Source organism: Streptomyces sp. NPDC001536, from assembly GCF_042894505.1.
In the GTDB taxonomy this organism is placed as follows: domain Bacteria; phylum Actinomycetota; class Actinomycetes; order Streptomycetales; family Streptomycetaceae; genus Streptomyces.
On sequence record NZ_JBIAVQ010000005.1, the window covers coordinates 346,314 to 368,754 of the forward strand.

Here is a 22,441-nt window from a genome sequence, read left to right on the forward strand (position 1 = left end):
CGTCACAGCCCTTCGATGACCGTCACAGCCCCTCGGTACCGTCACAGCCTCTCGATGATCGTCACGTTCGCCTGTCCCCCGCCCTCACACATCGTCTGCAACCCGAACCTCCCACCCGTACGCTCCAGTTCGTGCAGCAGCGTCGTCATCAGCTTGACGCCGGTCGCGCCCAGCGGATGCCCCAGCGCGATCGCGCCCCCGTTGACGTTGACCTTCTCCGGATCCGCGCCGGTCTCCTTCAGCCAGGCCAGGACGACCGGGGCGAAGGCCTCGTTGATCTCGACGAGGTCGATGTCGTCGATGGACAGGCCGGTCTTCTTCAGGGCATGGGCGGTGGCGGGTATCGGCGCCGTCAGCATGCGGATCGGGTCCTCGCCACGCACCGAGAGGTGGTGCACGCGAGCGCGTGGCGTCAGGCCGTGTTCGCGTACCGCCCGCTCCGAGGCGAGCAGCATGGCCGCCGCCCCGTCGGAGACCTGGGAGGAGCACGCGGCGGTGATCGTGCCGCCCTCGACGACCGGCTTCAGCCCGGCCATCTTCTCCAGCGAGGTGTCCCGGCGCGGCCCCTCGTCGACGCGGACGTCCCCGTAGGCGACGGTCTCCCGCTCGAAGCGCCCCTCGTCGATCGCCCGCACCGCCCGCCGGTGCGAGCGCAGCGCGAACTCCTCCTGGTCCTGGCGGCTGATCCCCCACTTCGCGGCGATCATCTCGGCGCCGACGAACTGGTTCACCGGCTTGCCCCCGTACCGCGCCTGCCAGCCCTCACTGCCCGCGAAGGGCCCTTGTGTGAGCCCGAGCGGCTCGGCGGCCTGCCGGGTGGCGAAGGCGATGGGGATGAGGGACATGTTCTGCACCCCGCCCGCGACCACCAGGTCCTGCGTCCCCGACAGCACGCCCTGCGCCGCGAAGTGCACAACCTGCTGGGAGGAGCCGCACTGCCGGTCCACGGTCACGCCCGGTACCTCCTCGGGCAGCCCGGCCGCCAGCCAGCAGGTCCGCGCGATGTCCCCGGCCTGCGGCCCCACCGCGTCCAGACAGCCGAAGACGACGTCCTCGACGGCGGCCGGATCCATCCCCGCCCGCGCCACCAGTTCCTTCAGCACATGCGCGCCCAGGTCGGCGGGATGGACCCCGCTGAGCCCTCCCTTGCGCCGCCCGACGGGCGTCCGGACCGCTTCGACGATGTAGGCCTCGGCCATGGCAACTCCCTGCCAGATAGGGGTTATTCGCGTACGGCGATCCCGTCCAGCACCATCGACAAGTACTGCCGGGCGATCTCCTCCGGGCTGTGCTGTCCGCCGGGGCGGTACCAGGACGCGGCGACCCAGACGGTGTCGCGCACGAACCGGTAGGTGAGCCGCACGTCGAGGTCGGCCCGGAACACCTCGGCCGCGACCCCGTGCTCCAGCGTGGACAGCCACGCCTTCTCGAACTTGCGCTGCGATTCGGCGAGGAACGCGAACCGCTCCTGCGCGACCAGCTGCCGGCTCTCCTTCTGGTAGATCGCGACGGCGGCGCGGTGCCGGTCGATCTCCCGGAACGACTCGGTGACCAGGGCCTCCAGCGTCTCGCGGGGCCCGAGTCCGGCGGCCAGGACGGTGTCGTAGCCGTCCCAGAGCTCGTCGAGGAAGGTCCGCAGGATCTCCTCGAGCATCGACTCCTTGGAGTCGAAGTGGTAGTAGAGGCTGCCCGCGAGCATGCCCGCGTGGTCCGCGATCTTGCGGACGGTGGTGGCGTTGTAGCCCTGTTCGGCGAAGACCTCGGCGGCGGTGTCGAGGAGTTCCCGGCGGCGGGCGGGCGCGGCGGGGGTCACCTGCGGCTTCTTCTTGGTCGGCACGACATCATTCTGGCCCTAGGGGTGTTGGCTGCTGACGGCGACGACTTCACCGGTCATGTACGAGGAGTAGCCGGACGCCAGGAACACGATCACGTTGGCCACCTCCCAGGGTTCGGCGTACCGCCCGAACGCCTCCCGCGCGGTCAGCTCCGCCAGCAGCTCCGGCGTGGTCACCTTCGCGAGGTGGGGGTGCATGGCGAGGCTCGGCGCCACCGCGTTGACCCGCACCCCGAACTCGGCCGCCTCCAGGGCCGCGCACCGGGTCAGGGCCATGACGCCCGCCTTCGCGGCGGCGTAGTGCGCCTGTCCCGCCTGTGCGCGCCAGCCGACGACGGAGGCGTTGTTGACGATGACGCCGGTGCCGGAGTCCCGCATCAGCCGCAGCGCGGCCCGGGTGCAGCGGAAGGTGCCGGTCAGGGTGACGTCCAGGACCCGGGACCACTGCTCGTCGGACATGTCGACGACAGGTGCGGTGCCGCCGAGCCCGGCGTTGTTGACGACGACGTCCAGCCGGCCGTGTGCCGCCACGGCGGTGTCGAACAGGGCCCGCACCTGGGACTCGTCGGTGACATCGCACGGCAGGGCCGTCACCGCGCCCGGGAACTCCCGGCCGAGCTCGGCCTCGTACTCCTTGAGCCGCCGCGTGTGCGCGTCGCTGATCAGCACCCGCGCGCCCTCCTCCAGGAACCGCCGCGCGGTGGCCCCGCCGATGCCGGCGCCGGCCGCCGCGGTGATGACGGCGGTGCGCCCGCTCAGCAGTGCGTGCCCTGGCTCGTACGCCGGAGTCTCGACGCCTGTCATAGGGCCACGCTAACCTACCAAACACTTGTTAGGGAAGCGTCGTCGAAGGGCTGTCGTCGATGGACCTCGCCTTCACGCGGGAAGAGGAGGCCTTCCGGGCCGAGGCCCGCGCATGGCTGGCCGCCCATGTGCCGCCGGTGCCGCTGCCCTCGCTGGAGACGGCGGAGGGCTTCGCGGCGCACCGCGCGTGGGAGGCCGAACTGGCCGCGGACCGCTGGTCGGTGGTCGACTGGCCGACGGAGTACGGCGGCCGGGACGCGGGGCTGGTCCGCTGGCTGCTGTTCGAGGAGGAGTACTACGCGGCGGGCGCCCCCGGACGCGTCAACCAGAACGGCGTCAGCCTGCTCGCGCCGACCCTCTTCGACCATGGCACGCGGGAGCAGCGCGCGCGTGTACTTCCGTCGATGGCCGGGGGTGAGGTGGTCTGGGCGCAGGCATGGTCGGAGCCGGAGTCCGGTTCGGACCTGGCGTCCCTGCGCTCCAAGGCGGTCCGTACGCAGGGCGGCTGGCGCTTGAGCGGGCAGAAGACGTGGTCCTCGCGGGCGGCCTTCGCGGACCGTGCGTTCGGCCTGTTCCGCAGCGACCCGGACGCCCCGAAGCCGCACCAGGGCCTGACGTATCTGATGTTCGACCTGCGCGCCCCCGGCGTCACCGTCCGGCCCATCGCCCGCCTGGACGGCAAACCGGCCTTCGCGGAGCTCTTCCTCGACGAGGTGTTCGTACCGGACGAGGACGTGATCGGGGAGCCGGGGCAGGGGTGGCGGATCGCGATGTCGACGGCGGGCAACGAACGGGGGCTCAAGCTCCGCTCCCCCGGCCGTTTCCTGGCCGCCGCGGACCGTCTGCACCGCCTGTGGGAGGCGCAGGGCAGCCCGGCGTGGGCGAGCGACCGCGTGGCGGACGCGCTGATCGGGGCCCGCGCCTACCGGCTCGCCACCTTCGCGGCGGCCTCCCGCGTCCTGGACGGCACGGCACTGGGCCCGGAGTCCAGCCTCAACAAGGTCTTCTGGTCGGAGTACGACATCGCGCTGACCGAGACGGCCCTCGATCTCCTCGGCCCCGAGGCCGAGTCGGCGGACACCGACTGGTCCGAGCGCTACGTCTTCGCCCTCGCCGGCCCCGTCTACGCGGGCACCAACGAGATCCAGCGCGACATCATCGCCGAACGCCTGCTCGGCCTGCCGAAGGGACGCCGGTGACACGAAAGGGCTCCGCCGACGCCGGGGGAAACACCGCACTCGCCGAACAGGCCGCATGGACACCCGGACGGACTCCGACGATGCCGAAGGGACGCCGGTCATGAGGTTCCTCCCGGACGCGGAGCAGCGTGCCTTCAGCGCCTCGCTGGACGCGATGCTGACCGCCGCCGACACCCCTGCGGTGATACGGGACTGGAGCCGGGGTGACCATGCGCGGGGACGTGCCCTGTGGTCGCGTATCGCGGAGGCGGGGGTCTTCGCGCTGGCGGTTCCGGAGACCTACGAGGGCTTGGGTCTGCGACCCGTCGAACTCACGCTGGCCTTCGTCGAGTTGGGCCGGCACGCGGTACCCGGCCCGCTGGTGGAGACGGTCGCGGCGGCGGCACTGCTGGCGGGCCTGGACGACCAGGGACCGGCGAAACGCTGGCTGCCCGCGCTGGCCTCGGGCGAATCGGCGGCAACCCTGAGCACGGGGCCGTACGCACTGGACGCGGACATGGCCGACCTACGGCTGACCCTCTCAGCCCGCCCGCGTCTTTCAGCCCGTCCGGCGTTTGAGGACGAGGCCCGTTCAGGGCCGACGGGGGTCCAGGGGGCGGAGCCCTCTGGCGGGGTCGAAGGGGCGGAGCCCCTGGAGGACGGGACGGATAGGGGCGGCGGGGGCGAAACACATCCGGCGCCCACCGAGCTACGCCTCGCACCCCCACCCGGCCCCCCGCACCCCTCCCTCGACCCCGCCCGCCGCCTCTTCCAGACCACCCCTCACCGCGGCGAACTCCTCGCCACCGACCCGCCGAACCTCGCCCCCGCCCTCCTGCTGGCCCGCCTCACCACCGCCGCCCAGGCCCTCGGCGTCGGCCTCGCGCTCCTCGACAAGACCGTCGCCTACGTCAAGCAGCGCACCCAGTTCGGCGCCCCCATAGGCTCGTTCCAAGCCGTGAAGCACCGACTCGCCGACGCCACGATCGCCCTGGAGTTCGCCCGCCCCGTGCTCCTGGGCGCCGCCCTGACCATGGCCCCGGAGGACATCGCCGCAGCGAAGGTCACCGCGTGCGAGGCGGCGTACACCGCCGCCCGTACCGCGCTCCAGCTGCACGGCGCGATCGGGTACACGGCGGAGTACGACCTGTCCCTGTGGCTGACCAAGGCCCGCGCCCTGCGGACCGCCTGGGGCAGCCCCCAGGAGTGCCGGGCCGCCGTCCTCCTCAGTGGTGGTCGCCGCTGCTGATCTGCCGGTACTCCTCCGCCGTCGGCTTGGGAATCCGCGTCTCGGGCCCGAACATCGCGTACGCCAGCCGCGCCCGCACCCGCTGGGAGACCGTGACCGGCCGGCGCACGCCGTTCGCGTCGACGAGCGGTCCGATCTCGTAGGGCGGGTTCTGCTCGTGCTGGGTGAGGGTGTGCAACTGGTCCTGCGCGAGGGGTTCGTGGATCTCGACGTACTCCCCGTGCGGCAGCCGTTTGATGACGCCCGACTCCCGGCCGTGCAGCACCTTGTCCCGGTCCCGGCGCTGAAGCCCCAGACAGATCCGCTTGGTCACGATGAACGAGAGCACCGGCACCACGAAGACGGAGACCCGTACGAACCAGGTGATCGCGTTGATGGACAGATGCAGATGCGTGGCCACGATGTCGTTGCCGCCGCCGATCAGCAGCACGACGTACAGGCTCAGCCAGGCCACGCCGAGGCCGGTGCGCACGGGGACGTTGCGCGGCCGGTCCAGGATGTGGTGCTCGCGTTTGTCGCCGGTGATCCACGCCTCGACGAAGGGGTAGACGCCGAGGGCGAGCAGGATCAGCGGGAAGAGCGAGAAGGGGATGAAGACACCCAGTACCAGCGAGTGGCCCCAGGCGCTGATCTCCCATCCCGGCATCACCCGGATCAGTCCCTCGGAGAAGCCGAGATACCAGTCGGGCTGGGCGCCGGTGGTCACCAGGTCCGGACGGTAGGGGCCGAACGCCCACACGGGGTTGATCTGGGCGAGGCCGCCCATGAGCGCCAGCACCCCGAAGACGAGGAAGAAGAAGCCGCCCGCCTTGGCGGTGTACACCGGCAGGAACGGCATTCCCACGACCGTCTTCTCGTCACGGCCGGCCCCCGGGTACTGCGTGTGCTTGTGGTAGAAGACCAGGATCAGATGCGCGACCACCAGGCCCAGCATGATCCCGGGCAGCAGCAGGACATGGATCGGGAAGAGCCTCGGGATGATGTCGTGGCCCGGGAACTCCCCTCCGAACAGGAAGAAGGACAGATACGTCCCGATGATCGGGACCGACAGGATCGCGCCCTGCGCGAAGCGGATGCCGGTGCCGGACAGCAGGTCGTCGGGGAGGGAGTAGCCGGTCAGACCGGTGAGGATGCCGAGCATCAACAGGGTCCAGCCGAACACCCAGTTGAGCTCGCGCGGCTTGCGGAACGCGCCGGTGAAGAACACCCGCATCATGTGCACGAGCATCCCGGTGACGAAGACCAGGGCCGCCCAGTGGTGGATCTGCCGGATCAGCAGCCCGCCGCGCACATCGAAGCTGATGTCGAGCGTGGACTCGAACGCCCGGGTCATCACGATGCCGTTGAGGGGCTCGTACGAGCCGTGGTAGACGACCTCGACGCCGCTGGGCTCGAAGAACAGGGTGAGATAGATGCCGGTGAGGATGATGACGAGGAAGCTGTAGAGGCAGACCTCGCCGAGCATGAAGGACCAGTGGTCGGGAAAGACCTTGCGCATATTGGCCTTGGCCAGCCCGTACAGGCCCAGCCGCCCGTCCGCCCAGTCGGCGATCTTCTCGCCCTTCGCGGGGGTCCGTCCCCGCGTCACGTTCACCGATCGTGCGCCGTCCATAGACCGTCGCCTCTTTAGACCGTCGCCGCTTTCGTCGGATCGACTTCAGAGTGGCACGGAGGTGGGGCTAAGCCAACGGTGAGCGCAGCCTCCCGCGAACTCACCCTGACGGAGGACCCGTTCAGGCGCCCGGCGGGATGATCCCCTGCGCCCGCGCGGCCACGAGCCACTTCGGGAACTCGCCGACGATCCGGTCGTACAGCTCGCTGTCGGACACCTTCCGCGGCTCCGCGCCGGCGTGGAAGAAACCGGCGTTGTCGACGACCCGCTTGTCCGGGACGGACAGCTCGTCGAGCTTGCGCAGATAGTCGAACTGCTTGCTCCTCGCGTCCCCGAAGCCGATGAACTGCCAGAACAGCGGCAGCCGGGCCGCCTTGCACAGGTAGCGTTCCGCCGCGAGCTTGTTGATCGGGCCGCCGTCGGTCTGGAAGACGACGAGGGCCGGTTCCCGCGAGCCGCTGTCGAGGTAGTGGTCGATGACCGCGTCCATGGCCAGGTGGTAGCTGGTCTTGCCCATGTGCCCGAGCCCGGCCACGATCCGTTCGACGCGCCCCTGGTGGTCGGCGAGCGCGATCTCGGTCTCGGCGTCGACCTCGGTGGAGAAGAACACCACCGGCACGGTGCCGTCGTCGTCGAGGTGCGCGGACAGGCCGAGCACCCGGTCGGCGAGCGCCTGCACACTGCCGTCCTTGTAGTACGGCTTCATGGACCCGGAGTAGTCGACGACGAGGTAGACGGCGGCCCGCAGCCCGTCCAGCCCGTGCTTGCGCAGCGAGACGCCCGCGCTCTTGTAGAGGCTGACCAGCGCGGGCGCGGTCTCCTCGACCTTGGTGAGACTGATCGCGGACATCCGAGCTCCCCCTTGCCGCCCTGTGAACGTGCCGAGCGTACGTCACCGGAGGCCCGCCCCTCGCCCCGTCCCCAGGCGTTCGCTATTTTGTTCGCCGCCGCCCCAACCGGCTCACCGATCGTCCCTCGCCTCTAGGAGCCGGCCGTGGAACCCGAGTCCGCCGTCACCACCTGCTACCGACATCCCAAGGTGGAGTCCCATGTCCGCTGCACCCGCTGCGACCGGTACATCTGCCCGGACTGCATGCGCGAGGCCTCTGTCGGCCACCAGTGCGTGGAGTGCGTGAAGGAGGGCGCGCGGTCGGTCCGCCAGGCCCGTACGGTCGTCGGCGGGCGGGTGTCGGCGGTGCCGCTGGTGACGTACGTCCTGATCGGGCTGAACGTCCTGGCGTACCTCGGTGAGGTGGTGCGCCCGGAGATCGTCGACCGTTTCTCGATGCTGACCGCCAGGCTGGTGGGCCCGGACGGTCTCGCGTACGTCTACCAGTCCTCCTACCCGTCGGACTTCCACGCGGAGGGCGTGGTCGCGGGCCAGTGGGAACGGCTGCTGACCAGCGGATTCCTGCATCTGGAGCCCACTGAGGGAACGTTCGGCCTGGCGCACATCGTGATGAACATGGTGTCGCTGTGGCAGCTCGGGCGGGTGATGGAGCCGATGCTGGGCCGCCTCCGGTACCTGTCCCTCTATCTCCTCGCCACGGTCGGCGGCTCGGTCGGCGAGCTGCTCCTCACCGACCCGGGCACGACCTCGGTCGGTGCCTCGGGGGCGATCTTCGGCCTGGGAGCGGCGTACTACGTCATGGCCCGCCGCCTGGGCGCGGACATGCGGGCGGTCAACCGCTTCATGGTCTTCCTGCTCGTGTGGCTCGTGGCCTCCGCGACCTTCACGTCCTGGGAGGGCCACCTCGGCGGCCTGCTCACGGGCGGCGCGGTGACGCTCGCGTACGCGTACGTTCCCCGCGGACCGCGGCGCGGCCTGATCCAGGCGGTCGCCTGTGTGGCGCTGCTGGGGCTGCTCGTGGTCCTGGCGGTCGTGAAGATCTCGGAGCTGACCCGATGAGACGACCGAAAGCCGTTCTGCTGTTCGCGGCCGTGCCCCTCGCCGTCACGGCGGCGGCCTACTTCCTCGTCCCCTCGGACTCCGCCGATGCCCCGGTGCGGCCGCCGGTGTCCGCCTCGCAGCTGGCGCGCGAGGAGGCCAAGAGCCGTGCCGAGGAGGAGCAGGCGGCGGACGACAAGGCGATCGCCGCCCTGCCGGCCGGGCTGTCCGCGCCCGCCAAGAAGGAGCTGGCCCAGCAGATCGTGGCGAGCGCCGAGAACTCCACCCTCGACTGGCGTTCCGCCTACGGCTACATCGAGGACATCGGGGACGGCCAGGGCTACACGGCCGGCATCATCGGCTTCTGCACCGGGACCCACGACCTGCTCACCCTGGTCGAGCGCTACACGAAGGCGCACCCGGACAACGGTCTGGCCCGCTATCTCCCCGCCCTGCGCGAGGTCGACGGCACTGACTCCCACGAGGGCCTGGACCCCGGCTTCACGAAGGCCTGGAAGGCGGAGGCCGAGGTCGAGGCCTTCCGCAGGGCCCAGGACGAGGAACGCGACCGCGTCTACTTCGAGCCCGCGGTCCGCCTCGCCAAGCTCGACGGCCTGGGGACGCTGGGCCAGTTCATCTACTACGACGCCATGGTCTTCCACGGCCCCGGCACCAACGCCACCAGCTTCTACGGCCTGCGCGAACGCGCGATCCACGAGGCCGACCTGCCCTCCGAGGGCGGCTCCGAGAAGGCCTACCTCGACATCTTCCTCGACGTCCGCGAGCAGGCCATGCGCACCCGGCACGGGAACATCGACACGTCCCGCGTCGACACGGCACAACGGCAGTTCCTCTACGACGGGAAGCTGGACCTGGAGCCGCCGCTGACATGGGCGGTGTACGGGGAGACGTACCGCGTGCCCTAGGACGCGCCCCACGTCTCCCGCAGCACCCGCTCCGCCGGCTTCCCGTGCGGGGTGTACGCGAGCTTCGCGGGGGTCTCGCCGCTGTCCGGCCAGTCGTCCCACATCCACCAGCACACCCCGGCCCACCAGTCGCGGCCGGTGAAGGTCTCCAGCAACGCCCGGTAGGCGGCGGCCTGTTCGGCCTCCCCGGTGCGCCGGCTGAGGTCCCAGGCGTACGGCGCGGTGGTGGCGCCGCGCTGGCTGACGTAGCCGGCCTCGGTGAACAGGATCCGCCGGTCGTGGCGTCGGGCGAACGCGGCGAGCTCCTCGCTGATCGGCCGCCAGGCGCGGCGCAGGCGTGCGGTGTCCTGGGTGGGTTTCCCGGACAGGGGCCAGTAGGCGTCGATGCCGATGAGGTCGAGCTCCTTCCAGAAGCCGATCCTCGTGTACTCGTCGTAGTTGGCGGCGTAGGTCAGGGGGCCGTCGTAGTGGTCGCGGACGGTGTCGACGACCTCGGTCCAGGCATCGGTGTCACGGGAGACCCCGGCGAGTTCGGTGCCCACGGCGAGCTGTTCGGCGCCCGTGTCGGCCGCGAGGTCGGCGTAGTGGGTGATGAAGCGGCCGTACGCGGTGAACCAGGCGGACCGGTCGCGGGGGCGGATCTCGGCGCGGTCGCCGTCGCCGGGCAGGTCCACATGGGGCTTGATCATCACCTTGAGGCCGGTCGCGTGCGCGCGGCGCACGATCCCCGCCAGGCTCGCGTCGCTCGCGGTCTCCTCGGTGGGGCGCATGACCGTGTCGGTGCGGCGCTGTTGGTACCAGGTCGGGGTGAAGGTGACCCAGCGGGCCCCGGTGGCCCTGATGTCGCGCAGATAGCGGTCGGCGGCCGGGCTGTCGTAGTCGGTGCGGTACCAGGAGGGCAGGGTGATGCCGCGCATCGTCGAGGTCGCTTCCTTGCCGCGGGAACCGCCGGAACCGCCGGCGTCGCCGGAGGCCTTGGTCGTCGTACAGCCGGCGGCGAGGAGGGCCGCCACCGCGGCAGCGGCGACGGCCCTCCTCTTCATGACCGATGTCCTCACAGGCTCGTCGGGCTGACGAAGGTGTAACCCAGGGCCTCGATGCCGTCGATCGTCTCCTTGAGCGGCTGGGTCGGGAAGTAGGGGTGGTAGAAGAAGCTGGCGAACCCGTCCCGCACGGCCAGGTTGGCCTTGGCCGAGGCGATGAGGTCGGCCGGCAGCCGTGGCGGATGGTTGTTGTACGCGTCCGGCTCGTAGTTGCCGATGTTCTCCGGCAGCACCTTGGTGCCGTACACGTCCTGCACCACGTACGGGAAGAACTGGCCGATGAACACGTTGGGTCCGGCGGAGTTGCCGCTGAGCGTGCCGGAGAAGTACAGCGAACGCTCAAGTCGGGCCGCGTAGTTGGCGCCGAACACCTGGTAGTCGGTGGCCGATGCCGCGTAGTGCGGGGTGGTCCACAGCGTCGGCCGCGGCAGCCCCGCGGCGGTGAACGCGGCGAGCGCGCTGGTCACCCGGCCCTGTGCCCAGGCGGTGGAGTCCCCGGCGACCGGCCCGTCGTAGACGACGCTGTCGGAGGCGTCGACGTGGGCCCGGTAGAACTCGAAGTCGTCGCCGGTGACACCGTTGTAGGGGTTGGCGGCATTGCCGTACTGGTGGGTGTAGCCGTGGTTCATGAGGACCGCGCCGCGGGCCAGCATGTAGTTCAGGGCGCTGACCACCTGAGGCCGCTGGGCGAGCGTCACCGTCTCCGGGACGCCGTTGTTGTAGGTGCCGTTGGGGTCGGTGTAGACGGGGATCACGTTGATGCCGTACGCGATGTTCTCCGCCTGCAACAGGTCGGCCATCGCCCGCAGTTCGGAGGGTTCCGAGTTGGGGCTGATGTCCTCCAGGCGCAGCAGCGCGCGGTGCCGTTCGGTGGTGGCCGGCGCGAGGGCGTCGAAGAGGAGGTCCTCCAGGACGATGATCCGGTCGCTCTCGGAGACGTACGCGAACGGGATCTCACCGATGTAGGTCAGGTTGGACGACCGCACGGCCCACCCGAAGGTGTGCGCGTTGGAGGTGTCCAGGCCCTCCGCGACCCTGGTGACGGCGGGATAGCCGGGTCCGGTGAGGACGTTGGGGCGCAGCACGCCGCCGTCCTGGCCCACCGGGACCTTCCGGGTGAGTGTCTGGTTCTTGTACGTCACCTGTGTCACGGTGCCGATCGAACCGCCGTCCTCGTAGTACGACGTCGTCGGGTCCCAGCCGTACTTCTGCGTGAACTGGGCTACGCCCACGGAGTTCGCCATGTTCCAGATGTTGGCGCCCATCCAGATCACGGGCTTGGTCGTGGTGGAGGCGTCCTGGTAGAAGGCGGCCGGGATCGCGTCCGGGGTGTCGCAGCAGTAGTAGGTCGAGCCGATGTAGATCACGGCCGTGTACGACTCGACCATGCCGGCGGTGTACTGCTGGACGGGCTTGGCGGTGACCGTGCCGAAGTGGCCCGCGAGGTTGGCGGCGGCCATGGCGTACAGCTCGCCCAACTGCCCGTAGGCGCCCGCGGTGTCGTAGAGGACCAGCGTCGTCGGGTCGGCCGCGGCGGCGACGTCGGCGGCCTGGAGCAGGGCGGCCTGCCGGGTCACGGCCGACGCGGTCTGGACCGGGAAGGCGGTCGCCGTCGACAGGGTGGCGGACGCCTTCTGGCGCGGCTTGGCGTGGCGCGCCCGGTCGGCCTTGAGCTGGGCCTTCGCCCAGCCCTTGAGGTCGACGCGGCTCAGTCCGGACTTCCCGGCGACGTTCTCGTGGCCTCCGGGGGCGGCCTGGGCACCCGTGGCCAGGAAAGTGCCGCTGAGCAGGGCGGCAACGAGCAGCAGGATCACGGAGAACTTCGGGATTCCTCGTCTCCGAAGGCGAATCATTGGTCTCACGATCTTTCCCCCCACTTTGCCAATCCTTGGCAAAGGTTTTTCACAATAGGAAGTCACCGATTCTTATGAACGGCCACGAAGAGTGTCAATGACCTGAAGGGTGAATTCCTGGAGTGCCAGGAGACGACACAAGAAGATCGGACATGTCCTTTTTCTGATTAACCTTCTGAGCCGCCCCCGGCGTCTGCTACGTTCACCTTCGCGCGATGGGGACGCGTTGTGAAATGTGTGGGGGGACAATGTACGGACGACCCGCCCTGGGGGCTCTACTGCCCCTGGCAGGGGCGATGGCCGCGCCCGAAGCCGTGCCCGGGCTACCTTTGGCCAAAACCTTACAGGCAACGGCCGGGGCCGGATTCCTGTTCTATTGCCTGACCGCCTGTCTGATCCTGCTGGCCCGGATACGGCTGCGCCGCCAGACACAGAAGGCGCAGGCCACCGCGGGGAGCAGTCATGATCACTGAGCTGCTCCTGTGGTCGAGCATCACTTTGATCATTATGGCCGGCTGCTACAACACCAGTCTCTTTCTGCTGTCGAGGCGCAGAATTCGCCGTTCTCGAACAGACCGGAGAGACCGGTTCTATGTATTTCTTCTCGCCTGTCTCAACGAGGAGCAGGTGCTTTCCGAAAGCCTGGCGCGAATCACCTCACTGCCTGTCCGGAATTTTATGGCACTGGTGATCGATGACGGCTCGGACGACCGCACCTCCGACATCGCGCTGGCCGCCGACCCGGCCTTGGTGCGACTGCACCGGCGCACTCCGCCGAATGCCCGTAAAGGCAAAGGCGCCGCACTCAATGACGGCGTACGCCACCTGCGGGAATCCGGTCTGCTCGCCGGTCACGACCCAGAAGACGTGGTCCTGTGCGTGGTCGACGCGGACGGACGGCTCGACCCGCATGTCGTGCAGTCGGTCGACCCGTACTTCGACGACCCGAGAACGGGCGCGGTTCAGGTCTGCGTCCGGATGTACAACCGGCATCTCGGCCTGCTCGCCCGTATGCAGGACATGGAGTTCGTCGTCTACGGCGACGTCTTCCAGAGCGCCCGCCGCTCCATCGGCAGCGTGGGCATGGGCGGCAACGGGCAGTTCATGCGGCTGTCGGCGCTCAACACCCTGGACGGGGACGGCCCTTGGAGCGACAGCCTCACCGAGGACCTCGACCTCGGGGTCCGGCTGATCGCCAAGGGCTGGACCAACCAGCACTGCACCACCGCCGCGGTCTCCCAGCAGGCCGTGCTCAGCCTGCGGCGCCTGATCCGCCAGCGATCCCGCTGGTTCCAGGGCCACCTCCAGTCGGCCGGTCTGGTCCCGCTCATCCTCAGGGACGTCCCGACCCGTGCCGCACTCGATCTGCTCTACCACCTCTCCAGCCCGGTGCTCATCCTGCTCACCTCGCTGCTGCCGCTGTCCTTCCTCGTCGCCCTCGGCGCCACCACCGTGGCCTCCGTCCAGGCAGGGCAGGCGCTGGTCTCGCCCATGTGGCTGCTCGGCCCGTATCTGCTCTCGTTCACCGCCGCCTACGCGTACGGCTTCGTCTATGCCAAGCGTGAGCGGGAGCTGGGCCTGGTGCGCTCGGTCCTGCTCGCCCATGTCTTCGTCTTCTACGGCTACATCTGGTTCGCCGCCGGCTGGTGGGGGTTCTGGCGGATGCTCACCGGCCAGCGGGGCTGGCTGAAGACCGCGCGCACCTGAGGACGTTCAGACCGCGCCCGTTCCGCGCGCGGGTCCTCGTCTCTTTCTCTCATCACCTCTCTCATCACCCTCGACGTGGTCGCTGCGACGATCACGCATGCCCAAGGGGGGCACCCGACATGTCCACACCTCCGTCAGCCACGCCCGTACGCGCCATGCTGGTGCTCGGCACCCGGCCCGAAGCGATCAAACTGGCGCCCGTGGCCCGGGCGATGGCCGCCGGTCCACAGTTCGAGCCGGTCGTCGTCACCACCGGTCAGCACCGCGAGATGCTTCACCAGATGCTCGGCATGCTGTGCGTCGACGTACGCATCGCCCTGGAGGTGATGCGCAGCCGGCAGCAGCTGTCCGACCTCACCGCCCGGCTGGTCGGTGAGCTCGGCGGGGCCATGCGGGAGCAACGCCCCGACCTGGTCGTGGTGCAGGGGGACACCACGACCGCGCTGGCCGGTGCCCTGGCCGCCTTCTACGAGAAGATCCCGGTCGCCCATGTGGAGGCCGGACTGCGCACCGGCGTCATCGACAACCCGTTCCCGGAGGAGCTCAACCGCAGCCTCATCGGCCGTATCGCCCGCTGGCACTTCGCCCCCACCCCGGCCGCGGCCCGCCATCTGACCGACGAGGGCGTCCCCGAGGAGCAGGTGTTCACCACCGGCAACACGGTGATCGACAACCTTCTGTGGGTCCTGGCCGAGGGCACCGGCACCTCCGCGTTCCGCACCGCCGCCAAGCGGATCCTGGTCACCCTGCACCGCCGGGAGAACCAGGGCGAGCGGATGCGCGGCATGGGGCGGGCGCTGACCCGGCTCGCGCGGCGCGGGGACGTGGAGATCGTGCTGCCGCTGCACAAGAGCCCGGCCGTACGGGACGTGCTGCTGCCCGAACTCGACGGTCACCAGGGCATCTCGCTCGTCGAGCCGCTCGGCTATCTGGACTTCGCGGCGACCCTGGCCGAATGCGACCTCGTCCTCACCGACTCCGGCGGAATCCAGGAGGAGGCCCCCAGTCTCAGCAAGCCCTCGCTGGTGCTGCGCACGACCACCGAGCGGCCCGAGGCGGTCGAGGCCGGATCGGCCCGGCTCGTCGGCACGGACCCGGAGACCATCGTGACCTGGGCGGAGAAACTCCTCGACGATCCGGTGGAGTACCGGCGGATGGCGGGCGCGGGCAATCCGTTCGGCGACGGCAGGGCCGCGCGCCGGATCCTGGACCAGCTGGCGGAGGACTTCGCCGCCGATGTCCCGGTCGGCCTCACCGCATCCGGGCCATACTCGACGGCATGACGCCGTCACTCCTGCGCTCGCGCCGACGGATCCCCCTGATTCCGCAGGGACTTCGGTCGGGAATTCGGTCGGGGCCCGCGTCGGCACGTCCACCCGGGCCCCCGCCGGAGCTTCCGTCGGGGCCGGGGCGCAGGAGCCGCGTCCTGGCCGGAGTCGCGCTGGCCCTCACCCTGGCGGTCGGCCTGTCCCTCGCCTTGAGCCAGTGCGGCTCGGACCCGGAGCCACGACAGACCGCCCCCTGGGCCGACGGCTCCACACATGGCCGCTGGACCTCCGTGTTCAACGGCCACGGCACCAACACCGGCGACGACGACTCCCTGTCCCTGTCCCCGATGCCGGCCGAGGACCCCGGCACCACCCACGCCGGACTGGTCGTCAGCACCGCGTCCTACGACGATGTGCGGTTCGCGTCACGGATGCGCACCGTCGAGCAGCTGCGCACCCCGCACCCGAACCCGTGGGAGGTGCCGTGGCTGGTGTGGGCGTACACGGACGCGGAGCACTTCTACTACATCACCCTCAAGCCCAACGGCTGGGAACTCGGCAAGCGGGACCCGGCATATCCGGGCGGGCAGCGGTTCCTGGCCACGGGGCACGAGGAGTACCCGGTGGGCGACTGGTCGTCGGTGCGGGTGGAGCAGCAAGGTCCGCGGCTCACCGTGGAGGTGGACGGCGAGCGGCTCGTGACCTTCACCGACGCCGAACGCCCGTATCTCCAGGGCAGGGTGGGCGCCTACACCGAGGACGCCGCGGTGCGGTTCGAGGGGCTGGAGGCCTCCTGAGCATGCGACGGCGCCTGCCGTCCGGTCCGGTCGGGGACGAGGAGGGCAGGCGCCGTCAGTGTTCCGTACGCCTTTGTACGGGACGTCTGGCGATCCGGCGGATCAGACCATCAGGGAGCGGTCCGTCGGACGGATCGGGGCCGGCAGTTCGCTGGCGCCGGTCAGGAAGCGGTCGACGCCGCGGGCGGCCGAGCGGCCCTCCGCGATCGCCCACACGATGAGGGACTGGCCGCGGCCCGCGTCACCGGCGACGTACACACCGGGGACGTTGGTCTGGAAGTCGGCGTCGCGGGCGATGTTGCCGCGCTCGTCGAGCTCCAGGCCGAACTGCTCGACCAGACCGTTCTCCCGGTCGGTGCCGGTGAAGCCCATCGCGAGGGTGACCAGCTGGGCGGGGATCTTGCGCTCCGTGCCCGGCTTCGAGGTCAGCTTGCCGTCGATGAACTCGACCTCGCTGAGGTGCAGCCTCTGGACGTTGCCGTCCTCGTCGCCCTCGAAGTGGGTGGTGGAGACGGAGTAGACCCGCTCGCCGCCCTCTTCGTGCGCGGAGGTGACCTTGTAGAGCATCGGGAAGGTCGGCCACGGCTGGTGCGGGGCACGGTCCGCGCCCGGCTGCGGCATGATCTCCAGCTGCGTGACCGAGGCCGCGCCCTGGCGGTGGGCGGTGCCCACGCAGTCGGCGCCGGTGTCGCCACCGCCGATGACCACGACGTGCTTGCCCTCGGCGGTGATGGGGGGCGCCACGAAGTCGCCCTCCTGCACCTTGTTGGCCAGCGGCAGGTACTCCATCGCCTGGTGGACGCCCTTGAGCTCGCGGCCGGGGACCGGGAGGTCACGGGCGGTCGTCGCACCGGCGGCGATGACGACGGCGTCGTACCGCTTGCGCAGGTCGGTCGCCTTGAGGTCGCGGCCGATCTCGATCCCGGTACGGAAGCGGGTGCCCTCCGCGCGCATCTGCTCGATACGGCGGTTGATGTGCCGCTTCTCCATCTTGAACTCGGGGATGCCGTAGCGCAGCAGACCGCCGACGCGGTCGGCGCGCTCGTAGACGGCGACGGTGTGGCCGGCCCGCGTGAGCTGCTGGGCGGCGGCCAGGCCCGCCGGGCCCGAGCCGATGACCGCGACGGTCTTGCCCGAGAGGCGCTCGGGGGCCTGCGGCTCGACGTCACCGCTGTCCCACGCCTTGTCGATGATCGAGACCTCGACGTTCTTGATGGTCACGGCGGGCTGGTTGATGCCGAGCACACACGCCGACTCGCAGGGAGCCGGGCAGAGGCGACCGGTGAACTCCGGGAAGTTGTTGGTCGCGTGCAGCCGCTCGCTCGCGGCCGCCCAGTCCTCGCGGTAGGCGTAGTCGTTCCACTCGGGGATGAGGTTCCCCAGCGGACAGCCGTTGTGGCAGAACGGGATACCGCAGTCCATGCAGCGGCTGGCCTGCTTGCTGATGATCGGCAGCAGGGAGCCGGGGACGTAGACCTCGTTCCAGTCCTTCAGGCGTACGTCGACGGGACGGGACTTGGCGACCTCGCGCCCGTGGTTCAGGAAGCCCTTCGGGTCAGCCATTGATCGCCGCCTCCATCATCTTCTCGGTGATCTCGGTCTCGGAGAGACCGGCCTGCTCGGCGGCGGCCTTGGCGGCGAGCACTGCCTTGTACGTGCTGGGGATGATCTTGCTGAAGCGCTCCACGGACGTGTCCCAGTCGACGAGCAGCTTCTCGGCGACGGTCGAGCCCGTCTCCTCGGCGTGGCGGCGCACCACGTCGTGCAGCCACTGCTTGTCGGTCTCGTCCAGCGCCTCTACGGCGTTCACGTTGCCGACGTTGACGTTGTCGCGGTCCAGGTCGATGACGTAGGCGATACCACCGGACATACCGGCCGCGAAGTTACGGCCCGTCTCGCCCAGGACCACCGCGTGACCGCCGGTCATGTACTCGCAGCCGTGGTCGCCCACGCCCTCCGAGACCACCAGCGCACCGGAGTTGCGGACGCAGAAGCGCTCACCGGTACGACCGCGCAGGAACAGCTCGCCGCCGGTCGCGCCGTACGCGATGGTGTTGCCCGCGATCGTCGAGAACTCGGCGAGGTGGTCGGCGCCCCGGTCGGGACGGACGATCACCCGGCCGCCGGAGAGGCCCTTGCCGACGTAGTCGTTGGCGTCGCCCTCCAGGCGCAGCGTGACACCGCGCGGCAGGAAGGCGCCGAAGGACTGGCCCGCGGAGCCGGTGAAGGTGATGTCGATGGTGTCCTCGGGCAGGCCCGCACCGCCGAACTTCTTCGTCACCTCGTGGCCGAGCATGGTGCCGACCGTGCGGTTGATGTTGCGGATGGCGACCTGGGCGCGCACCGGCTGGGCGTCGGTGGCGCTGGACGCGGCCAGGGCGTCGGCGGCGAGCTTGATGAGCTCGTTGTCGAGCGCCTTCTCCAGACCGTGGTCCTGCTCGATGACCTGGTGCAGCGGGGTGCCCTCGGGCAGCTCCGGCACGTAGAAGAGCGGGGTCAGGTCCAGGCCCTGCGCCTTCCAGTGGTCGACCGCGCGGGTCACGTCGAGGGTCTCGGCGTGGCCGACGGCCTCCTCGATGGAGCGGAAGCCCAGCTCGGCGAGGAGCTCGCGGACCTCCTCGGCGATGAACTGGAAGAAGTTCACGACGTACTCGGCCTTGCCGGTGAACCGGTCCCGGAGGGTCGGGTTCTGGGTGGCGATGCCGACCGGGCAGGTGTCCAGGTGGCAGACGCGCATCATGACGCAGCCGGAGACGACGAGCGGCGCGGTCGCGAAACCGAACTCCTCGGCGCCGAGCAGCGCGGCGATGACGACGTCACGACCGGTCTTGAGCTGACCGTCGGTCTGCACGACGATGCGGTCGCGCAGGCCGTTGAGGAGCAGCGTCTGCTGGGTCTCGGCGAGGCCCAGCTCCCAAGGTCCACCGGCGTGCTTGAGGGACGTCAGCGGCGAGGCGCCCGTACCACCGTCGTGACCCGAGATGAGGACGACGTCCGCGTGGGCCTTGGAGACACCCGCGGCGACCGTGCCGACACCGACCTCGGAGACCAGCTTCACGTGAATCCGCGCCTGCGGGTTCGCGTTCTTCAGGTCGTGGATCAGCTGGGCCAGGTCCTCGATGGAGTAGATGTCGTGGTGCGGCGGCGGGGAGATGAGGCCCACGCCCGGCGTCGAGTGACGCGTCTTGGCGACCCACGGGTAGACCTTGTGGCCGGGCAGCTGACCGCCCTCGCCGGGCTTGGCGCCCTGGGCCATCTTGATCTGGATGTCGTCCGCGTTGACCAGGTACTCGGAGGTCACACCGAAGCGGCCGGAGGCGACCTGCTTGATGGACGACCGGCGCGCCGGGTCGTAGAGACGGTCCGCGTCCTCGCCGCCCTCACCGGTGTTGGACTTGCCGCCCAACTGGTTCATGGCGATGGCGAGGGTCTCGTGCGCCTCCTTGGAGATGGAGCCGTACGACATGGCGCCGGTGGAGAAGCGCTTGACGATCTCGGAGACCGGCTCGACCTCGTCGACGGAGATCGACGGGCGGTCCGACTTGAAGCCGAACAGGCCGCGGAGCGTCATGAGCCGCTCGGACTGCTCGTTCACGCGGTCCGTGTACTTCTTGAAGATGTCGTAGCGGTTGGTGCGCGTCGAGTGCTGGAGGCGGAAGACCGTCTCCGGGTCGAACAGGTGCGGCTCGCCCTCGCGGCGCCACTGGTACTCGCCGCCTATGTCGAGGGCGCGGTGGGCCGGCGCGATGCCGGACGCCGGGTACGCCTTGGCGTGGCGGGCGGCGACCTCCTTGGCGATGACGTCGATGCCGACGCCGCCGATCTTGGTGGCCGTGCCGTTGAAGTACTTCTCGACGAAGGCCTGGTCGAGACCGACGGCCTCGAAGACCTGGGCGCCGCGGTAGGAGGCGACGGTCGAGATGCCCATCTTGGACATGACCTTCAGGACGCCCTTGCCGAGCGCGTAGATCAGGTTGCGGATCGCCTGCTCGGGCTCCAGGCCGTTGATGAAGGTGCCCGCGCGCAGCAGGTCCTCCACCGACTCCATGGCGAGGTACGGGTTCACGGCCGCGGCGCCGAAGCCGATCAGCAGGGCGACGTGGTGGACCTCGCGGACGTCACCGGCCTCGACCAGCAGGCCCACCTCGGTGCGCTGCTTGGTGCGGATGAGGTGATGGTGGACGGCGGCGGTGAGCAGCAGCGACGGGATCGGCGCGTGCTCGGCGTCGGAGTGCCGGTCGGACAGGACGATCAGCCGGGCGCCGTTGTCGATGGCGGCGTCGGCCTCGGCGCAGATCTCGTCGATGCGCGCGGCCAGGGAGTCGCCGCCGCCGGAGACCCGGTAGAGGCCGGAGAGCGTCGCGGCCTTCATGCCGGGCATGTCGCCGTCGGCGTTGATGTGTATGAGCTTGGCCAGCTCGTCGTTGTCGATGACCGGGAAGGGCAGGACGACGGAGCGGCAGGAGGCGGCCGTCGGGTCGAGCAGGTTGCCCTGCGGGCCCAGCGAGCTGCGCAGCGAGGTGACGAGCTCTTCGCGGATCGCGTCCAGCGGCGGGTTGGTGACCTGCGCGAACAGCTGGGTGAAGTAGTCGAAGAGGAGACGCGGGCGCTCGCTCAGCGCGGCGATCGGCGAGTCCGTGCCCATCGAACCGAGCGGCTCGCCGGCGGTCTTGGCCATCGGCGCGAGGATGATGCGCAGTTCTTCCTCGGTGTAGCCGAAGGTCTGCTGGCGGCGGGTGACCGAGGCGTGGGTGTGCACGATGTGCTCGCGCTCGGGCAGGTCGGAGAGCTCGATCTCGCCGGCCTCCAGCCACTCCGCGTAGGGGGCCTCGGCGGCGAGCTGCGCCTTGATCTCGTCGTCCTCGATGATGCGGTGCTCGGCGGTGTCGACGAGGAACATCCTGCCGGGCTGGAGGCGGCCCTTGCGGACGACCTTGGCGGGGTCGATGTCGAGGACGCCGACCTCGGAGCCGAGCACGACGAGGCCGTCGTCGGTGACCCAGTAGCGGCCGGGGCGCAGACCGTTGCGGTCGAGCACCGCGCCGACCTGGACGCCGTCGGTGAAGGTGACACAGGCCGGGCCGTCCCAGGGCTCCATCAGCGTGGAGTGGTACTGGTAGAAGGCGCGCCGGGCCGGGTCCATGGAGTCGTGGTTCTCCCACGCCTCCGGGATCATCATCAGCACGGAGTGCGGCAGCGAACGCCCACCGAGGTGGAGCAGTTCGAGCACCTCGTCGAAGGACGCCGAGTCGGAGGCGTCCGGCGTACACACCGGGAAGACGCGCTCGAGGGCCTTGTCGTCGTTGCCGAACAGGCTGGAGACGAGCTGCGACTCGCGGGCGACCATCCAGTTGCGGTTGCCCTTGACGGTGTTGATCTCCCCGTTGTGCGCGACGAAGCGGTAGGGGTGCGCGAGCGGCCACGACGGGAAGGTGTTCGTGGAGAAGCGCGAGTGGACGAGGGCGATGGCCGAGGCGAAGCGGCGGTCGGACAGGTCCGGGAAGAAGGGCTCCAGCTGACCGGTGGTCAGCATGCCCTTGTAGACGATCGTGCGCGCGGAGAGCGAGGGGAAGTAGACGTCGACCTCGCGTTCGGCGCGCTTGCGCAGCACGAACGCCTTGCGGTCGAGGTCGATGCCGGCGCTGGAGCCGTCGGCGACGAACACCTCGCGGAAGGCGGGCATCGTCGAACGCGCGGTGGCGCCGAGGAGTTCGGGCGCGGTCGGCACCTCACGCCAGCCGAGGACGGTGAGGCCCTCTTCGGCGGCGATGGTCTCGATCTGTGAGACGGCGTCCTCGGTGCCGTCCTCCGGCAGGAAGGCGATACCGACGGCGTACGCACCGGCCTCGGGGAGCTCGAACCCGGCCACCTCGCGGAAGAACGCGTCCGGGACCTGGGTCAGGATGCCCGCGCCGTCACCCGAGTCGGGCTCGGAGCCGGTGGCACCGCGGTGCTCCAGGTTGCGCAGAACGGTCAGCGCCTGCTCGACCAGCGCATGGCTCGCCTCGCCGGTGAGGGTGGCCACGAAACCGACGCCACAGGCGTCCTTCTCGTTGCGGGGGTCGTACATACCCTGCGCAGCAGGGCGAGCATCCATGAAGGACCACTTCTGGCCATTCACGGAGTGCTGGGACGGCTGGCGCGGCGTACGCATCGGCTCTCCCGTCGTCGTCTCAAGTGGCATGTCTGCGTGCCGAGGGACGACGTTGGCCCTCTGCGTGTGCGCAAAATTTCGTGCAGGTTACATGATGGAGCGGATCTCGGGAACCGGATACCCCGTTC

At 69.8% G+C, this 22,441-nt stretch carries 17 protein-coding genes; 8 read left to right on the plus strand and 9 right to left on the minus strand.

Features of this window, described 5'->3' with window-relative positions:
- Nucleotides 1-41: 41 nt before the first annotated feature.
- Genes ACFY0U_RS17080 through ACFY0U_RS17090 form a run of 3 tightly spaced genes read right to left on the minus strand, consistent with a single transcriptional unit; the run spans nt 42 to nt 2,638 of the window.
- Complete coding sequence (locus ACFY0U_RS17080; protein WP_388635971.1) at nt 42-1,199, minus strand: acetyl-CoA C-acetyltransferase; 1,158 nt, start codon at nt 1,197-1,199, stop codon at nt 42-44.
- A 23-nt stretch (nt 1,200-1,222) separates the two neighbouring features.
- Complete coding sequence (locus ACFY0U_RS17085; RefSeq protein WP_388635973.1) at nt 1,223-1,837, minus strand: TetR/AcrR family transcriptional regulator; 615 nt, start codon at nt 1,835-1,837, stop codon at nt 1,223-1,225.
- Between the two features lie 15 nt (nt 1,838-1,852).
- Nucleotides 1,853-2,638, minus strand: coding sequence for an SDR family oxidoreductase (locus ACFY0U_RS17090; RefSeq protein WP_388635975.1), 786 nt, complete (start codon nt 2,636-2,638; stop codon nt 1,853-1,855).
- A gap of 59 nt (nt 2,639-2,697) precedes the next feature.
- Between ACFY0U_RS17090 and ACFY0U_RS17095 the strand changes: the two genes are divergently transcribed.
- Both ACFY0U_RS17095 and ACFY0U_RS17100 read left to right on the plus strand, forming a co-directional pair.
- Nucleotides 2,698-3,837: an acyl-CoA dehydrogenase family protein gene (locus tag ACFY0U_RS17095; RefSeq protein WP_388635977.1), complete on the plus strand. Its 1,140-nt coding sequence runs from the start codon at nt 2,698-2,700 to the stop codon at nt 3,835-3,837.
- Between the two features lie 100 nt (nt 3,838-3,937).
- Nucleotides 3,938-5,065, plus strand: a complete 1,128-nt coding sequence (locus ACFY0U_RS17100; RefSeq protein WP_388635979.1) for an acyl-CoA dehydrogenase family protein — start codon at nt 3,938-3,940, stop codon at nt 5,063-5,065.
- On the opposite strand, the gene ACFY0U_RS17105 is transcribed toward ACFY0U_RS17100, so the two are convergent.
- On the minus strand, nt 5,043-6,677 hold the full coding sequence (locus ACFY0U_RS17105; RefSeq protein WP_388635981.1) for a cytochrome bc complex cytochrome b subunit: 1,635 nt from the start codon (nt 6,675-6,677) through the stop codon (nt 5,043-5,045). The genes ACFY0U_RS17100 and ACFY0U_RS17105 overlap by 23 nt on opposite strands.
- Nucleotides 6,678-6,798: 121 nt before the next feature.
- Nucleotides 6,799-7,527: a vWA domain-containing protein gene (locus tag ACFY0U_RS17110; protein WP_388635983.1), complete on the minus strand. Its 729-nt coding sequence runs from the start codon at nt 7,525-7,527 to the stop codon at nt 6,799-6,801.
- A gap of 144 nt (nt 7,528-7,671) precedes the next feature.
- Between ACFY0U_RS17110 and ACFY0U_RS17115 the strand changes: the two genes are divergently transcribed.
- Together ACFY0U_RS17115 and ACFY0U_RS17120 are read left to right on the plus strand one after the other, a co-directional pair.
- The gene (locus ACFY0U_RS17115) at nt 7,672-8,586 is read left to right on the plus strand and encodes a rhomboid family intramembrane serine protease (protein ID WP_388635985.1); all 915 of its coding nucleotides are present in this window, start codon (nt 7,672-7,674) and stop codon (nt 8,584-8,586) included.
- Nucleotides 8,583-9,491 carry a chitosanase gene (locus ACFY0U_RS17120; RefSeq protein WP_388635987.1) on the plus strand — a complete coding sequence of 303 codons (909 nt, stop codon included), beginning with the start codon at nt 8,583-8,585 and terminating at the stop codon, nt 9,489-9,491. Before ACFY0U_RS17115 ends, ACFY0U_RS17120 begins: the two co-directional genes overlap by 4 nt.
- Here ACFY0U_RS17120 and ACFY0U_RS17125 read toward each other — a convergent pair.
- A complete protein-coding gene (locus tag ACFY0U_RS17125) occupies nt 9,488-10,534 on the minus strand; it encodes a glycoside hydrolase family 113 (RefSeq protein WP_388635989.1) in 1,047 nt (348 codons plus the stop codon). The genes ACFY0U_RS17120 and ACFY0U_RS17125 overlap by 4 nt on opposite strands.
- 11 nt (nt 10,535-10,545) lie before the next feature.
- Nucleotides 10,546-12,387, minus strand: a complete 1,842-nt coding sequence (locus tag ACFY0U_RS17130; protein ID WP_388635991.1) for a DUF2334 domain-containing protein — start codon at nt 12,385-12,387, stop codon at nt 10,546-10,548.
- Nucleotides 12,388-12,683: 296 nt separating this feature from the next.
- Between ACFY0U_RS17130 and ACFY0U_RS17135 the strand changes: the two genes are divergently transcribed.
- The 4 genes from ACFY0U_RS17135 to ACFY0U_RS17150 all read left to right on the plus strand — a co-directional run bounded on the left by ACFY0U_RS17135 (nt 12,684) and on the right by ACFY0U_RS17150 (nt 16,159).
- Complete coding sequence (locus ACFY0U_RS17135; protein ID WP_388635993.1) at nt 12,684-12,860, plus strand: hypothetical protein; 177 nt, start codon at nt 12,684-12,686, stop codon at nt 12,858-12,860.
- Nucleotides 12,861-12,894: 34 nt separating this feature from the next.
- The gene (locus ACFY0U_RS17140; RefSeq protein ID WP_388636269.1) at nt 12,895-14,094 is read left to right on the plus strand and encodes a glycosyltransferase family 2 protein; all 1,200 of its coding nucleotides are present in this window, start codon (nt 12,895-12,897) and stop codon (nt 14,092-14,094) included.
- Nucleotides 14,095-14,213: 119 nt separating this feature from the next.
- A complete protein-coding gene (gene wecB / locus ACFY0U_RS17145) occupies nt 14,214-15,377 on the plus strand; it encodes a non-hydrolyzing UDP-N-acetylglucosamine 2-epimerase (protein ID WP_388635995.1) in 1,164 nt (387 codons plus the stop codon).
- The gene (locus ACFY0U_RS17150) at nt 15,374-16,159 is read left to right on the plus strand and encodes a family 16 glycoside hydrolase (protein ID WP_388635997.1); all 786 of its coding nucleotides are present in this window, start codon (nt 15,374-15,376) and stop codon (nt 16,157-16,159) included. Before wecB ends, ACFY0U_RS17150 begins: the two co-directional genes overlap by 4 nt.
- Before the next feature lie 102 nt (nt 16,160-16,261).
- Here ACFY0U_RS17150 and ACFY0U_RS17155 read toward each other — a convergent pair whose 3' ends face one another.
- Nucleotides 16,262-17,722 carry a glutamate synthase subunit beta gene (locus tag ACFY0U_RS17155; protein ID WP_388635999.1) on the minus strand — a complete coding sequence of 487 codons (1,461 nt, stop codon included), beginning with the start codon at nt 17,720-17,722 and terminating at the stop codon, nt 16,262-16,264.
- On the minus strand, nt 17,715-22,313 hold the full coding sequence (gene gltB, locus ACFY0U_RS17160) for a glutamate synthase large subunit (RefSeq protein WP_388636001.1): 4,599 nt from the start codon (nt 22,311-22,313) through the stop codon (nt 17,715-17,717). Before gltB ends, ACFY0U_RS17155 begins: the two co-directional genes overlap by 8 nt.
- Nucleotides 22,314-22,441: the final 128 nt, after the last annotated feature.